Origin of the sequence: Streptomyces sp. RFCAC02, assembly GCF_004193175.1 — a bacterium.
Lineage (GTDB): Bacteria > Actinomycetota > Actinomycetes > Streptomycetales > Streptomycetaceae > Streptomyces.
Genome location: NZ_SAUH01000001.1, coordinates 1,839,324 through 1,853,192, shown reverse-complemented (window position 1 = coordinate 1,853,192; position 13,869 = coordinate 1,839,324). Strand labels below are relative to the sequence as shown.

Below are 13,869 nucleotides of genomic sequence, written 5' to 3'. Positions count from 1 at the left end.
ACCGGGCACTTGTCGGACGTACGCCGCCGTGGCCTGCTGGCTTGTCCGGTCGCGGCTGGCGGGGGTCAGGTGAGGACGGTTTGGGCGCGTTCGTGGAAGTCGCGGGCGGCGGGGAAAGTTGACGTGCGCACCTTGGCCGCGAGTTCGAGGAGAGGGGCGGTGGTGCGGCGCGAGGTGATGGTCTGCGTGAGGGTGAGTGCCTGGTCCGCGGTGGCGCACGCCTCTTCGATCTGGCCGGCGGCGTATTCGGCGTCGGCCTGGCGGGTGAGGTAGAGGGCGCGGTCGCGCACGTACCGGTGGGGGAAGGCATGGGCGACGTGGGCGAACTGCTCAGCGGCGGAGCTGGGTTGGTCGCGGTCGCGGTGGCTGCTGGCTCGTGCGGCGCCGACGTCGGTCGGGCCGAACCAGTAGATCCACTCCGGGTCCTGGTCTCCATGCGCATCGGCACCATCGAGCAGGGTCTCGGCATGATCGAAATCGGCCCAGCAGCCAGGGTGCGCGGTATGGGCGCGGGCGCGCCCGCGCCGCATGGAGAGGAGCGCCTCGACCCGCGGGGTGGTGCGGCCCCGTACGGTGGCCAGGGCGGCGGTGGCCATCGTCTCAGCGTCCCGAGGGCGGCCGGTGTTGGCGGCGGCCGTTGCCCAGAAACCGAGGATATTGGCGCCGAGGGCGTCGTCCCCGGCGGTCCGCGCGGCGCGCAGCGCCACCTCGAACAGGCCGTCGTCGCATCGGTCGTATACGTCGAACCGGGCGGCGGCGCGCTGGCGGGCGAGGTCGGCGGCGGCGGCATACAGGCGAAGGCCGTGGGCGTCGGTGTAGCTGCGGTCGCGCAGCAGCCGGGTGACCAGCCGCAGGAGGGTGGCGGTGTGGTCGAGGAGTTGGCCGCCTCCGCCGGTGTCATCGGCGCGGCGCAGTTCGCCGACCCGCTGCTCGATGCGGGCGACGGCCGTCTCGCCGATGCGGCGGGCACTGGTGATCTGTCCGGCGGCGGCTGGGTCGGTGGTGAGCCACGCCAGCAGGCTGCCCGTGAGGGCGCCTCCGGTGAGGGTGAACGATCTGCGGTCCATGTCGGTCTCCTCCCCGGACACCTGTGTCAGCGCGGCGAGGGCACCGGACGGCGTCCATGGGTGGTCGGGGGGGTGCTGGAGTGGGTCGGACTCCAGCCAATGCGGCCAGGCGCGGGGGTCCACGGCCTCGGGGGGAAGTCCCAGCCACTCGCCGATGAGGCGTTGAGTGTGGTCTTCCGGTCGGCGCGGCTTGTCTTTGCAGCGGCCCTGCCAGCGGTATGCCTCCGCTCGTCCGGGACTGATGTACGCGCCTCGCTCACGGGCCAGCACGGCCAGCTCGCGCACGAACCGGCTGGTGGTGACGTTGCGGGCCAGGAGCGCCCGGGTCAGCGGATGCGTCATCTGCTCCCCGTGGGTGAGGACGAGTGCGGTGCCCGATCAGATCGACGGTAGCGGTCACAGACCGACTGCGGAATGGGCTCGTGCGGTGCTCGTGTGGTGCTCGCACAAGCACCACACGAGCACCGCACGAGCCCATTCCCCGGTCATGGTCCGTGCGCCATCGTGAGGACACACCCCGCCGCGCATGGCGCCAATCCGGCAGCGCGGCGGGGTTCCACAGCCCCCGGTTTCTCAGCAGGAGGAATCCCGTGACCATGCCCGCAACGGAAGCCGCCACCACCGACACCAACACCGATCCCTTCGATCTCGACATCACCTTCATCGAGGGCACGCCGGCGACCGAGACGGTGCTGATGTGCAGCACCGGTGACAACTGCGGGGCTTCGTGCCCGAGCGCCTGCGCCACCTCGTAGCTGGTTCGGTTCGCCGGCGCGGGCTGGACGAAGCCAGCCGTCCAGCCCGCGCTCTTCCTGCTGACTGAAAGGAGCGCGGTGATGACACGTGCGCGCCACAGCCTGTACGGAAACGCCGGGGGCGGGATGCTGCGCGCCGCGGTGAACCTCACCGGTCCTGACATGCCGCCTTGGCCGTGCCCCGCCGCCCCGCTGGAACACTGGCGCTCGTGGCTGAACACGGTGTGGACCGACCAGTCCTTTCGGCAGGCAGTGGCCACTGCCAGTCCTGACCTGGCGCGCCAGGTCGCATCCATCCTCGGCGGTCGCACCCCGGGAGTACGTCGGGTCCGCCGGGCAGCGCTGGCCACAGCCCGGTACGCGATCCGGTACGCGCGCCGTTCGACCCCGTTCGGTCTGTTCGCCGGCGTCGCGCTGCTCGGCGATTTCGGCGACACGTCCGAGGTGCGCGTCGGGGAGGGGCACCGGGTGGTCGCGCGTCCGGACCCCGTCGCGCTCGATACGGCGATCAGCCGCTGGGAGGCGGACGCCGAGCGGATGGCCTCCGTCGAGATCTGCGTCAACAACCTGGCGCGTCAGCGTGGCGGGCGCGTGTACGTCCCGTCCGAGGGAGCATCGGAGATCTCGCTCGCGCTTACGCCGGCGGTTGCGCTGGTGCTCGACACGGCCCGGTCACCCGTCCCCTGCGGGGTTCTCACGGACAAGCTCGCCGCCGCGTTCCCTGGGACGGCCGGCCAGCAGCGGACCCGGCTGATCACGAAGCTTCTTCAGGTGAGGCTGCTGCGTTCGTCGCTGCGGGCGCCCGCCACCGCCGTGGACCCGGCTGCCTGCCTGCCGCCCGGGCTGCGCGAGCACGCCCGCAGCCACCTGAGCGCGCCAGATGTTCGCCTCGACGCCACGGTGCGGCTTCCCCGTGCGGTGGTGACGGAGGCAGGGACCGCCGCGACAATCCTGACGCGGCTCGCCACACATCCAGCGGGGACCCCGGCCTGGAGCCGTTACGCCGAACAGTTCGCCGACCGTTATGGCGACGGCGCCGAGATTCCGCTGGACCTGGTCACAGACCCCGAGGCGGGGCTGGGCCTCCCCGAAGGGTTCGACCGGGTCGCATCGCCTCCGCGCCCGATGACCCGGCGCGACCGGCTGCTTCTGGAGCTGGCTGGTGAGGCGGCCGTCGAGGGCCGCCGGGCAGTGATCCTGTCAGGAGCGATGATCGAGCAACTGCAGGCCGCTGCCAGTACGCCCGTCACATCGGCGCTCACCCCGCCGCATCTCGACCTGTGCTTCCACATCCAGGCCGGCTCGACGCGGGCGCTCGACCGCGGCGACTTCCGTCTTCGGGTATCGGCCGTCTCGCGCGCCGCCGGGGCGATGACGGGCCGGTTCTGGCACCTGTTCCCCGGCGCCGACATGGCGTACGCCGATCTGCCCACCGTCGAGCCCGGCGCACAACTCGCACAGCTGTCCTTCCACGCCGGCCGTGTCCCTGCCGACCTGCTCACCCGCGCCCCACAGGCGCTGCCACGGCTGGTCAGTATCGGCGAGCACCGGCATCATGCGCCAGGCGTGCTCTTCCCCTCCGACCTGGCGGTCGGTATCCGTGATGGCCGCCTCTACCTCGCTGAGGCCGCCACCGGCACGCGCCTTGAACTGCTCGCGCCGACCGCGATCAATTTCGTGTGGAACAACTACACCCCTCCGGCGGCCCGGTTCCTGGCCGAGATCAGCCGGGCCGCGACACCACAGGTGACGGGGTTCGACTGGGGCGCAGCCTGGACCTTGCCGTTCCTTCCGGCCCTGCACCACCGGCGCTCGGTGCTGGTGTCCGCCCGGTGGAAGCTGCGGGCGCGGGACCTGCCCGGCCGCGCCGCGCCACTCGGGGAGTGGACCTCACGGTTGCACGCCTGGATGGATCGGTGGCACGTGCCGGACGGCGTTCTGCTGGCCGAGGATGACCAGCAGCTCCCGCTGGATCTTCGTCAGGACATGCACCTGGATGTGCTGCGGGTGCACCTCGACGCCAGCCCAACCGGCGTCGCGACGCTTTACGAGGCCCCGCCGCCGGACGCGGACGGCTGGATCGGCGGGCGGGCGCACAGCATCGTCGTGCCACTGGCCCGCTCGTGACGGCCTCAGTCCCGCCGGGGACACAAGAGCTGTCCGAAGGCGATCTCGGGGTGGCGCTGTGGCATGTCGAGCGCGGTGACGGCGCCGCCGCCCGGCACCACCTCGGGCTGGCCGTCTCGCCGGGTGTGAGCACAGGTGGCAACGCTTCCCTGTTCCACGGCGCGCCAGCACTGGAGTTCGTACTCGGCCGGGCCGGGCGCCCCCATCACCCTGGCGTCAGCGAGGCCGTGGACCGGGTCGTCACTGACCGGCTGGCCGCCGCGCGTCAGCGTCAGGCCACTGGCGTACTGCCGCACCTCGCGGAATGGGACCTCATACGGGGGCTGACCGGACTGGGTGCACTGCTCCTCACCCGTGACCCGGTCCCACCGCTGCTGAGGGAGCTGCTGGGCCACCTCGTCTCCCTGGCGCGGCCGGTCCGCGCCGGAGACCGCAAGGTGCCGGGCTGGTGGGCGCAGTCCGGCCCAGGAGGTGAGGAGATGCCCGGCGGTCACGGCAACAACGGGATCGCACACGGCATCGCGGGGCCTCTCGCCCTGTTGTCCCTCGCCGTGCGGTGCGGGGTCCAGGTGCCGGGGCAACTCGATGCCATCGGCGTCATGGCACGCTGGCTCGACGCGTACGGGAATTGGTACTGGACCACCCGTGATCACTTGACGGGGCACGCACCACCCGAAGCCCCACCCACACGCCCCTCCTGGTGCTACGGCCGACTCGGCAACGCACGCACCCAGCAATTGGCCGGCATCGCCCTGGGCGACCCCACCCGGTGCCGCACCGCCGAAGACGCTGCCGTGCGCGCACTGCGCGACCCAGCCGTTCTCGACCGCGTCACGGATGCCTCGCTGTGCCACGGCTGGGCCGGACTTCTGACCGTCACCCGCTCCATCGCAGCCGACAGCCCGGAACCCCGCCGGTTCGGCTCGCTCGTCACCACCCTGCACCAGCGCCTGACCACCGATCTGCACCGGCTGACCAAACCCGGCCTCCTAGAAGGCCGTGCCGGCGCCCGCCTGGCGCTCGACGGCACGGACGGCACCGGCTGGACCCGCGCTCTGCTGATCACCTGATCGACCCTCCACCACAAGGAGCGACCTTGGACGACGACGAACACCTCCTCCTCCTACGGGAGGACGGCTGGTGGCACGCCACTGTGATGTTCCCGAGCGGTACCGATCGCCGTGAGACCGCCACGGCACTGGCGTCCGCCCTGCACGATCGGCGATACCACTTCCTGCGCAAGGACGGTGGCCTCCGGCTGCGTACTGAGGAACCCGCAGCCGAACGGCTGAACACCCTCCTCGCGGAGAAACTGATCAGCCGCTGGACCAGCGGCATCTACGAACCGGAGACCGAGGCGTTCGGCGGCAGCGCAGGCATGGCAATCGCGCACGACCTGTGGTGCGCGGACAGCCCGTCGGCCCTGGTCGAGACGGGAGCCCACGGAGCACGCGAACGCTGCGTTCTGCTGCTGTCCACCATGTTCCGATCGGCCGGACTCGACCCGTTCGAGACCGGAGATGTGTGGACGAAGCTCGCCGCGCTGCGGCCGCCCGTCACCCCGCCGACCGGCCCATCACTCGATCGGGCGGTCACGGCCATGCGGCGCCTGATGACCGCAGACGCGACACGACGCCCGGACGCCAGCCCCGCCTGGGGAAAGCGCGTCGCTGCCTTCGCCGCCGCCGGGTCGAAGCTGGCCCGCCTGGCCGCTGACGGCGTGCTGACGCGAGGACTGCGCGCCGTCCTCGCCCACCATGCGATCTTCGCCTTGAACCGCACGGGCGTGACGGTCGAGGAGCAAGCCGCTACGGCCTGGCTGGCTCGTCAAGCCGTCTTCGTCGCGGACGTGTCCGCCCACCGGCGCACCTCCCCGCCCCCTACTCTGCCCCGCATGGAGAACACCCTGACTACCGACGCCTCCGAACTGCGCGACGCACTGGTCGCCCGCCTCACCGACGGCGGACACCTGCGCACCCCCGCAATCACCGCCGCGTTCCGCGCCGCCGAGCGCCACCGGTTCCTCCCGGGCGTGGACCTGGAGGCCGCGTACGCCGAAGACGCGGTACCCATCAAGCACGCCGACGGGACCGGGGAGATGATCTCCTGCATCTCCGCGCCCTCCATCGTCGCGACCCAGCTGGAACAGCTCCAGGCCCAGCCCGGCCACCGGGTCCTGGAGGCCGGAGCTGCCACCGGCTACAACGCCGGCCTGCTCGGCCGGCTCGTGACGCCCGGCGGCCACGTGTGGACCGTGGACGTGGACCGGGACCTCGTCGAGGGCGCCCGAGCGAACCTCGCACAGGCCGGAGCAACGAATGTGACCGTCGTGCTGGGCGACGGCGCCGCCGGCCTCCCCGAGCATGCCCCCTTCGACCGCATCCAGTTCACCGTCGGCGCCGGCGACGTCCCCACCGGGTTGCTCGATCAGCTCGCCCCCGGCGGACGCCTCGTCCTCCCGATGCGTATCCGTGGCAGCATCTCCCGCTCCTTCGCGTTCGAGCGGGACGGGGACACCTGGCGGACCGTCTCCTGCGAGATGGCCACCTTCGTGCCCCTGCGCAAGGGCGTCTGCGACGACATCTACACCCCCGTGCACATGGCAGGAGAGGGCAACGTCCGCCTGGAGACGTTCAGCGAGCAGGACCTCGACCGCGACGCGATCCGCACCGTCCTCGACCAGCCCTCCGCCAGGGTGTGGACGGACGTGAAGTTCCGCCAGGGCGACCCGTTCGAATGGCTCTACCTGTACCTGGCGTGCACGCTGCCGAACGGCCTGTCCCGCATGCCCGGTTCACGCCCCGGCTTCGCCCCGCACTTCAGCTGGGGTTCCATGGCCGCCCTCGACGGCGACTCCCTGGCCTACCTCACCATTCGCGAGGACGAGGACGAGCAGGGACGCTACTGGGAACTCGGCGTCATCGGTCACGGTTCTCATGCCCCTGGGCTCACCGACCAGGTCGCCACCGAGATCCGCGACTGGAACGCGGGGTGGGGCAACACCGCACCCCGCCCCAGCTTCCGCATGGCTGTCGGGCAGGCCAGGGAACACCTGACAGCTTCCGAGCCGCGCTTCGTCATCGACAAGACGAACAGCCGCCTCGTGGTCGACTGGCCGCGCAAGGGATGAGCCGATGATCCCCGCGATAGCCAGCCGCATCCCGCTCGTCCGCCGGCCCAAGGCTCCGGCCCTCCCGCTGCATGAGCGCCTCACCCACCTCACCGAGCTGACTGTCGCTCCCGCTGGGGCGAGCCACCACGACCTGGTGGCCCGCGCCAGCGGGGTCCTCAACTACGCCGCGCTGATCGCATCCGACGTCGGCATGCCCCACCTGGCAACCGACCTGTGCTGGCGGCAGCACCAGGTCTTCGCGCATGCCGGGCGTCTCACCGAGACCATCGCCGTCATGTCACTCATGCCCCTGGTCAACATCTCCCGCCTGCTGACCCGCGATGGTGACGGCGATGCCGCCTACGAGGTACTCCAGCGGCTCTACCGCGCCGCGAAGGGACGCGGGGCAGTCGAGATCCGCGGCCATACCGTCGATCTCGCCCCACTGACCGGCACCGACAGGGATCACAGGAAGATCTGCGAGGAGTTGTGGATCACCCTGCTCATCGACGGCGCCAGGGCGCTGGCCCGCACCGGCCGCTGGACCGAGGCAGCCGAGGCAATGGCCGCACACCGCGGCGTCGGGCACCGACTTCTCGATGGCCGCCAGATCACCATCATGTCGCTGATGGAACGCGGCCTCACCCAACAGGCTCACGCCATGATCGAGTCCGCCACCCCCGCGGAGCCCTGGGAGAACACCGTCGCGGCGCTCCTGCGCGCCCATTGTCGGGCCGCGGATTCGCCAACGCCGCGAGCGGAGCTGGATCGTGTCCTGCGGGAGGTACTCGCCCTGAACACGGCGCACGACCCCGCAACTGCCGTGTTCGCCGCCCGGGCCGGACTTGCCGCACTCGAACTCGACCACGACCACACCGCGGGCATCGTCCTTCGTGACACTGTCGCCGACAGCGCGCGGCACGACGCGTACGCTGCCCGGGAAGTCCTGCAGCACAGCGAAGCGGCCCACCTCACCGACGAGCAGAAACAGAAACTGGGTACCTCGATCACCGTAGCCGGGCTCGGCGCGGGGAGCCTCCCACAGACCTATCTGCACATTCTCACCCAAGCCACCGACACGGCGGAAGCCGCGCTCGGCGAGCTCTTGTGACAGCTGCTGATTGCCGGTCTCGGGTCCAACGCACCTCTGTCTCGGATCGGAGCAAACGGCCTCTGGCGCGGCGGCGGCGGTCTTGATGAACACAGCCGGCTGTTGCGGAAGGCTGGAACCGGGTCCGGAGAGCCGGAACGAGTGGGTGCCCGTCTCGACGATGTACGCGTCGCCCGTGAGCTGGTCGATGCAGGCCACGCGCGGCTTCGCCACGCGAGACGGGATTTCGTTCGCCTCGTCAACCAAGTACCGGCGATGCCGGTTTCGCCGGGCCGCAGCGTCGCCGGCATCGGGAGGATGCCGGCGGCGCCTTCGGGTGCCGGATGACGCGTGCTACGGACGTTGGCCCGTGGACCACGAAGTTCTCGGCGCCGACCATGTCGGTGTGGGCGGAGGGGTCCTTCGTGCACCGGTCCGCTGGTCTGCCGTCGCCAGGCGCCCGACTTCGCTGAGCAGCGACTTGGCGCTGGTCCAGGAGACGCCGATCCGCTCGGCGACGTAGTTGGGGCTCAGCGTGGTGCGGTCGGGGTCCAGCGCGCGAACCTCTCGAAGCAGTTCCGCATGAGATCGCCGTTTCCTGGCGTTCGGCTTGGGCGGGAGAACGCCGGCCGCTGAGGAAGTGTCCGCATCGGTGGCGTCGGGCTTCCGTGTCGGGACCAGCGGTGACGGGGTCGGGGCCGACTCGGGTTCGGCGTCGGGGGCGGTGGTCCGCTCGTTGAGGGGAGCATCGCGCCTCGGAACGTCTTGGTCGGCGCCGGATCGGGGTTGGTCGCGCTCCCCGCCGTCGTCGGGGATCGTGGTGATCGACGTGCCGGTGGTGGCGGATCGCTCGTCGCCCGCCGGTTCTTCGTCGGCGATTTCCACCCCTCGATCCATCAGAGCGGCCGCCAACGCCCAGCCGCCGCCGCAGGCCACAGCGGCGACGACCATGGTGACGACGGTGTCGGCACTCTCTCCGTAGTGGATGTGCGCCCCGATCTCGACGCCATACCCGAGGGCGGTGGCTGTGGCACCGCTGATCATGATCCATCGGCGACGGAGCACCGAGTGCAACACCATGGTCGCCTCTCCCACGATGATGAAGGCCTGCACAGCGATCGGGACGGCCCACGTCGCGCCCGGCAAGGTGCCGGGACGGTCCAGGTAGGTGTGCATCGCCATGACGTTCACCCACCCCGTCCAGGCCGAGGTGGTGGCCAGCACGACGAGGACCATCGGGAGGAAGATGGTGAACACGGCCGCGGCGATCACGGCAGCCTGTGTTCGCACGCGTTCTTGGACGCTCTTGGGTGCTGCGCCGATCGTGCGTCGGCGGTCGCGACGGGTCATTCCTGGCCTCCCTTCGGCTTCCGGTTGGGGACGGTGACCCGGAACCCGCAGTGGGCACGCAGCGGGCAGCCGTTGCAGATCGTGGCGGCCTTCAGCCGCTTCGCGTAGGGAGCTCCGCCCTCCGTGAACTCGACCTGCTCGAAGAGCTTGACGTGGGCGGCGCACGCCGCGCGGCCTTCGTCGCTGTTGACGACCGTGCCCACGGCCGCCTTGGCGCGACGGGCCATCGACGCGACCGTGCGGTGGTTGCGCTTGGTCATCGCGCACCTCCGGCAGCGGCGCCGACGGGGAGAGGGCACCTCGTTGCGAGGTGCCGAGGGCCGTTCAGGGGCGGCCCGAGGCTAGGGTTGCGCACAGCTCGTCCTCCAGTAGTGGCTGGTGGTCGGGTGGGAGCCCGTGGCCAGCGGTAGCAGCGCTGGCTGCGGGCTCTCGTGTGCCCGCCGGGCTACGACCAGTTTTGCACAACAGGTAGATGTTGTACAACAAGGGGCACCCGTACGATGTGGCTATGTCGAACGAGACTGAGGGCGGCAACCGTCCGCCGCGCACCGTGCAGGTGAAGTCCGCGGACCTGCGGAAGAACATCGTCAAGGTGATGGGCCGCGTGCAGTACGGCCGTGAGCACATCCAGGCAGTGCGCTATCAGGAGGCGCAAGCGGTGATCGTGCCGGTGGACTGGTACGAGAAGGCGTGCCGTGCCATGGGGGAGGAGCGGCGACTTCCGGCGGTGGATGACCCCTCCGGGGACGCCGAGTCCTGAGTGCCTGCGTGTCCGAGGCGAAGGACTCAGACTGTACGGTGCTCGGAGTCCGCCTGAAGCGCCGCATTGCTCGGTCGTCCTGACCGGCTACGAGAATGGAACACCTCTGCCGTGACGCCGTTGAACCGTTACGGCTGCACTGCGGCTTGCCTGCGGTGCCGGTGGGTGTGGGCACCTCCTACTGGGTGATGGTTCGTCGATGCCCGGAGGGTCGAAATGCCTCGGTCGCGCCGCAGTGATCCTGCTGGCCGGCGGTGGGTGTCTTCCCCGCCGTCAAGCCGCGGCACCCACCAGTTTTGCTGACCGGCAACAACGCGCCCGTACGGCACCTTCCGCCTGGACATGGACAAGCGCCTCGACCTGGGGCCGGCCGTCGCCCTGCACCCCCCGTACCCCGACCACCCGGAGCGGGGAGGGCGACACCGTGAAGACCGGCCGGACCGGCCGGCAGCAGTGACTCGGCCGCAGTGGTCGCGCCTCGGCAACCGACGAGTACCCGGACCCGTCGGACGCACAGCGCGGCCCGCTGCCTCCAGCGCACTTGGCGTGCGCGAGCGTCTGCGTGAGGCCGTGGAGGCCCGGGACCGGGCAGATGGCGCCCCGGTAGTCGTGCACTATTGCGGACATGATCATGTTTCTGGGGTGAACATGGAGTATGACGAACTGGCGGCGGGTGTGCTGGTGAGGGCTTGCTCTGCTGGGAGCGGGCGCGGCGGTGGGCTTGTTGGTGTGGGTGACGGCTGCGCATCCTGAGGGATCCGGGCAGGCTTGGGGTGGCGTCGGGTCGGTGGCCGGAGTCGCCGCGGTGGGGGTGGCGCTGTGGCAGCTGCGCGCGTCGGGCCGTGCCCCGCTTACACCCGGTGCCCCTCCGGCGGTGCCTCCGTCACCCGGGGCGACGGAGCCGGTGACCGGGCAGCGGGGGGCGATCGTGGCACGGGGGAACGTGACTGGTTCCTCGACCCGGTACAGCGGACCGACACCCCCCGCCCCGGCCGGCTCCGCCCGGTGGTACGCCGGGGGTGACGGGCAGCAACGGCGCCATCGTCGCGGGCGGGAACATCGACGATTCCCACACCGAGTACCGGCCGTGACTGCAAGACCCGAGCAGATGCCGGGGCCGCCGGCGGCACCCGCCGGGGTCCACGCAAGTGAAGGCGGGATCGCCGCCGGCGGCGACGTGACCGGCTCGTCGACGCACTACATCACGGCGGACCAGGCGTTCGTGCTCCCGCCGGAGGCGTATGCGCCGATCCCGGACGATGCCGCAGACCGCGGGGTGTCGAACATCGCAGCGGGGCTGTTCGTCGGCCGCGCCGACGAACTCCTTGCGCTGGAGGAAGCCTTCACCCGGCCCGGGAAGGTCATCGTGCACGCGGTGCACGGACTGGGCGGGGTCGGCAAATCGGCCCTCGCCGCGCACTGGGCCGGCCGGCGCAGCGAGAAACTGCGGTGGTGGGTGACTGCCGACGACGCGGCAGCGGTCGACGCGGGGCTGGCCGCGCTGGCGCGGGCACTGCAGCCCGGCTTGACCGGACTGCCCGCCGAACTGCAGGGGGCTTGGAGAAAACCCCATCACTGCAGGTCAGCGGGTAATCATCAGCCTCACTCACGCATGCCTCCCAACCTGAGAACGCTCAGCGAATCGCTGCAGGTCAGCGAGGGCGTCCGTTCATGCACCGCGAAGACTGCCTCCCGACTCCGGAGTCCCGTCGATCAAGTGAGCGGGAGGCACCTCTTCACTCTCCTGCGCGCTGCCGCGCTACACGAACACGCCTCCGGGAAGCTCGTATCCACCCCACCCATCCCGGCCAAGGGATCGCTCGGTCGCTGTATCCGTCACGCGCCCCACGAACATCGTCGCGACAAGGCCCGAGCGCTACAGAGCTAGGATGCCCACGGCTGTCGATCAAGGGGGTACGCCATGGTGGGCGCGGAGAGGCCCGAGCTACTGCCGGACTGCGACGTGCCGCCCCAGCGCAGACAGCCAGATAACTTCGTCACGACCTGCCTTGTCCGCCTGGCCGACGAGTCACTCGGTGACGCCTGGCGGACATCCGCCCTGACAGCGTGCATGGTCCGTGGAGGTTCTGCACTCGCTGCGGCGACATTCATGGTTCAGACTCCAGGACCCTGGTACGAGGACTTGCAACGCATCCTGCGGTTGTCCGGGGTCAATGTCGATCGGCCGGCGTACTCCAGCGCCGACTACACCGTCGGCCTCTGCTACGTCGCAGGCACCAAGGGCCTCCCGGCAGGTCTGCGGCACCGCGCAGCTGACGCCCTGGTGCATCGCGCGAACGACGTCGGCTACGCGGAAGCCCGACACCTGCTGCCCAAGAACGGCTGGAGCTGGTTGGCGAACGCGGTACGTGAGGGGTGGGCCGTGTGGACCGCGCAGCTCTTCGCCCAGGACGAGACGGCCCCGCTCACGACACGTATGAGAGTCGGTCTGGCCCTCGCCGAGCACGAGCATCCTGCTGGCTACGTACCGACAGCTCTGGAGCGGCTTGCGGCACACCCGGGTGCGGCAAGCAAAGATCGTCTCGCCCTGGCCGTCGCCGTGGGGCAGCGTGCCCCCAAGAACGCGACGGGTCTGCTGTGCCGCGTGGCATCTGACTCTGTCGTTCAAGCCGGCCACCGGATGCAGGCGATTGAACTGCTGGACCAGATCGACCCGGCGAAGGCAGAGGAGATGCGGGCCCTGCAGACCCGCCTTCCCTCCGCCCGAGCGGCTCGTGACCAACAGCGAGACGCCGCCACACGCGCGGAGCAGGAGGCAGCAGCACGACACGACTGGGAGACCCCTGCGGCAGTCACGGGGCGCCTCGATTCCAAGGTGGAGGGGCTTCTGGACGATCTCCGTGGCCGCGGCTCGGCGGACTGGCTGGCCGATGATCTCGACAACCACATCGCGGAGAGCGACTGGAACCAGGTTGCTCAGGACATCGCCGACATCTGCGGTCTGGTCCGTGACGAGGAGGTCGCGTCCTCGCTCCGCCTGCTGGAAGCCCTCACGCAGATCAGGTACGGCGACGAGGCCAGTCCGACGTCGAGCACTTCCGACCTCGAGACGCGAGGTGATCTGGATATTCCCCGACTCACTCGGGAGGAGCTGGAAGATTACGCGCGTGCCAAGGCAGAGCACTCCTGGACCTTCTGGAGGGAGCTCGTCGAAAAGCACGGTTGGGATGACGACAAGCTCTATGAACTCGACCGTCAGGCAGACGAGGTGGACCGGAACGTTGCCGACTCGCTCTGTCAGAAGGCCGGCGATCACCTGCGAGCCCTGCAACAGTTCCTGGTATGGGAGCTCTGGCCCGCTCTCGTGAATGCCGCGGAGCGCAGAGACTACGGCGCAGCGCGCGACCACCTGGCGACCGCCCGACTCCTTGGGGACGAGGCGGAGCATGCCGAGGTCCTGTGGAGATCGACAACGCTCGAGAACTACTCCTTCGACCCTCGGACCATGTCCTGGCCCCGTGACTTCTGGCTGGTCCTGGAGCAATGGCGGCGAGGCGCTCCTGACGCTGGCGATCAGGACTGATCCGGCCGCTTCGCGTACTACGCGACCGGATCTCTCCTCGGCACCCCGCCAACCATGCCGGGAG

At 70.2% G+C, this 13,869-nt stretch carries 11 protein-coding genes; 8 read left to right on the top strand and 3 right to left on the bottom strand.

Going from position 1 to position 13,869, the window contains the following annotated elements; genetic code table 11:
- Positions 1–65: 65 nt before the first annotated feature.
- Positions 66–1,409: a transcriptional regulator gene (locus EMA09_RS08475; protein ID WP_240796306.1), complete on the bottom strand. Its 1,344-nt coding sequence runs from the start codon at positions 1,407–1,409 to the stop codon at positions 66–68.
- A 254-nt stretch (positions 1,410–1,663) separates the two neighbouring features.
- On the opposite strand from EMA09_RS08475, the gene EMA09_RS08470 reads away from it, so the two are divergent.
- The 5 genes from EMA09_RS08470 to EMA09_RS08450 all read left to right on the top strand — a co-directional run bounded on the left by EMA09_RS08470 (position 1,664) and on the right by EMA09_RS08450 (position 8,172).
- Positions 1,664–1,822, top strand: coding sequence for an FxLD family lanthipeptide (locus tag EMA09_RS08470; protein WP_129840409.1), 159 nt, complete (start codon positions 1,664–1,666; stop codon positions 1,820–1,822).
- Positions 1,823–1,903: 81 nt separating this feature from the next.
- On the top strand, positions 1,904–3,949 hold the full coding sequence (locus EMA09_RS08465) for a lantibiotic dehydratase family protein (RefSeq protein ID WP_240796305.1): 2,046 nt from the start codon (positions 1,904–1,906) through the stop codon (positions 3,947–3,949).
- 50 nt (positions 3,950–3,999) lie between these two features.
- Complete coding sequence (locus EMA09_RS08460) at positions 4,000–5,019, top strand: lanthionine synthetase C family protein (RefSeq protein ID WP_240796304.1); 1,020 nt, start codon at positions 4,000–4,002, stop codon at positions 5,017–5,019.
- Between the two features lie 26 nt (positions 5,020–5,045).
- Complete coding sequence (gene fxlM / locus EMA09_RS08455; RefSeq protein WP_240796303.1) at positions 5,046–7,079, top strand: methyltransferase, FxLD system; 2,034 nt, start codon at positions 5,046–5,048, stop codon at positions 7,077–7,079.
- A 4-nt stretch (positions 7,080–7,083) separates the two neighbouring features.
- Complete coding sequence (locus EMA09_RS08450) at positions 7,084–8,172, top strand: hypothetical protein (RefSeq protein WP_129840405.1); 1,089 nt, start codon at positions 7,084–7,086, stop codon at positions 8,170–8,172.
- Between the two features lie 333 nt (positions 8,173–8,505).
- Here EMA09_RS08450 and EMA09_RS08445 read toward each other — a convergent pair whose 3' ends face one another.
- Positions 8,506–9,501 (bottom strand): hypothetical protein, encoded by a 996-nt coding sequence (locus EMA09_RS08445; protein ID WP_129840403.1) that lies wholly within the window; start codon positions 9,499–9,501, stop codon positions 8,506–8,508.
- Positions 9,498–9,761, bottom strand: coding sequence for a hypothetical protein (locus tag EMA09_RS08440; protein ID WP_129840401.1), 264 nt, complete (start codon positions 9,759–9,761; stop codon positions 9,498–9,500). The genes EMA09_RS08445 and EMA09_RS08440 overlap by 4 nt, the downstream gene beginning before the upstream one ends.
- Positions 9,762–10,009: 248 nt before the next feature.
- Here EMA09_RS08440 and EMA09_RS08435 point away from each other — a divergent pair, with 248 nt between their 5' ends.
- The 3 genes from EMA09_RS08435 (at position 10,010) to EMA09_RS08425 (ending at position 13,805) form a co-directional block, all read left to right on the top strand.
- A complete protein-coding gene (locus EMA09_RS08435; RefSeq protein ID WP_129840399.1) occupies positions 10,010–10,261 on the top strand; it encodes a hypothetical protein in 252 nt (83 codons plus the stop codon).
- A 1,087-nt stretch (positions 10,262–11,348) separates the two neighbouring features.
- A complete protein-coding gene (locus tag EMA09_RS08430) occupies positions 11,349–12,149 on the top strand; it encodes an ATP-binding protein (RefSeq protein WP_129840397.1) in 801 nt (266 codons plus the stop codon).
- A gap of 255 nt (positions 12,150–12,404) precedes the next feature.
- Entirely contained in the window at positions 12,405–13,805 is a 1,401-nt protein-coding gene (locus EMA09_RS08425) for a hypothetical protein (protein ID WP_129840395.1), read from the top strand.
- The last annotated feature ends 64 nt before the right edge of the window (positions 13,806–13,869 follow it).

Bases quoted from the DNA above. Each gene is read 5' to 3' on its own strand.
- EMA09_RS08475 (WP_240796306.1), bottom strand. From the start codon at position 1,409: ATGACGCATCCGCTGACCCGGGCGCTCCTGGCCCGCAACGTCACCACC.
- EMA09_RS08470 (WP_129840409.1), top strand. From the start codon at position 1,664: ATGCCCGCAACGGAAGCCGCCACCACCGACACCAACACCGATCCCTTC.
- EMA09_RS08440 (WP_129840401.1), bottom strand. From the start codon at position 9,761: ATGACCAAGCGCAACCACCGCACGGTCGCGTCGATGGCCCGTCGCGCC.
- EMA09_RS08435 (WP_129840399.1), top strand. From the start codon at position 10,010: ATGTCGAACGAGACTGAGGGCGGCAACCGTCCGCCGCGCACCGTGCAG.
- EMA09_RS08445 (WP_129840403.1), bottom strand. From the start codon at position 9,501: ATGACCCGTCGCGACCGCCGACGCACGATCGGCGCAGCACCCAAGAGC.
- EMA09_RS08450 (WP_129840405.1), top strand. From the start codon at position 7,084: ATGATCCCCGCGATAGCCAGCCGCATCCCGCTCGTCCGCCGGCCCAAG.
- EMA09_RS08465 (WP_240796305.1), top strand. From the start codon at position 1,904: ATGACACGTGCGCGCCACAGCCTGTACGGAAACGCCGGGGGCGGGATG.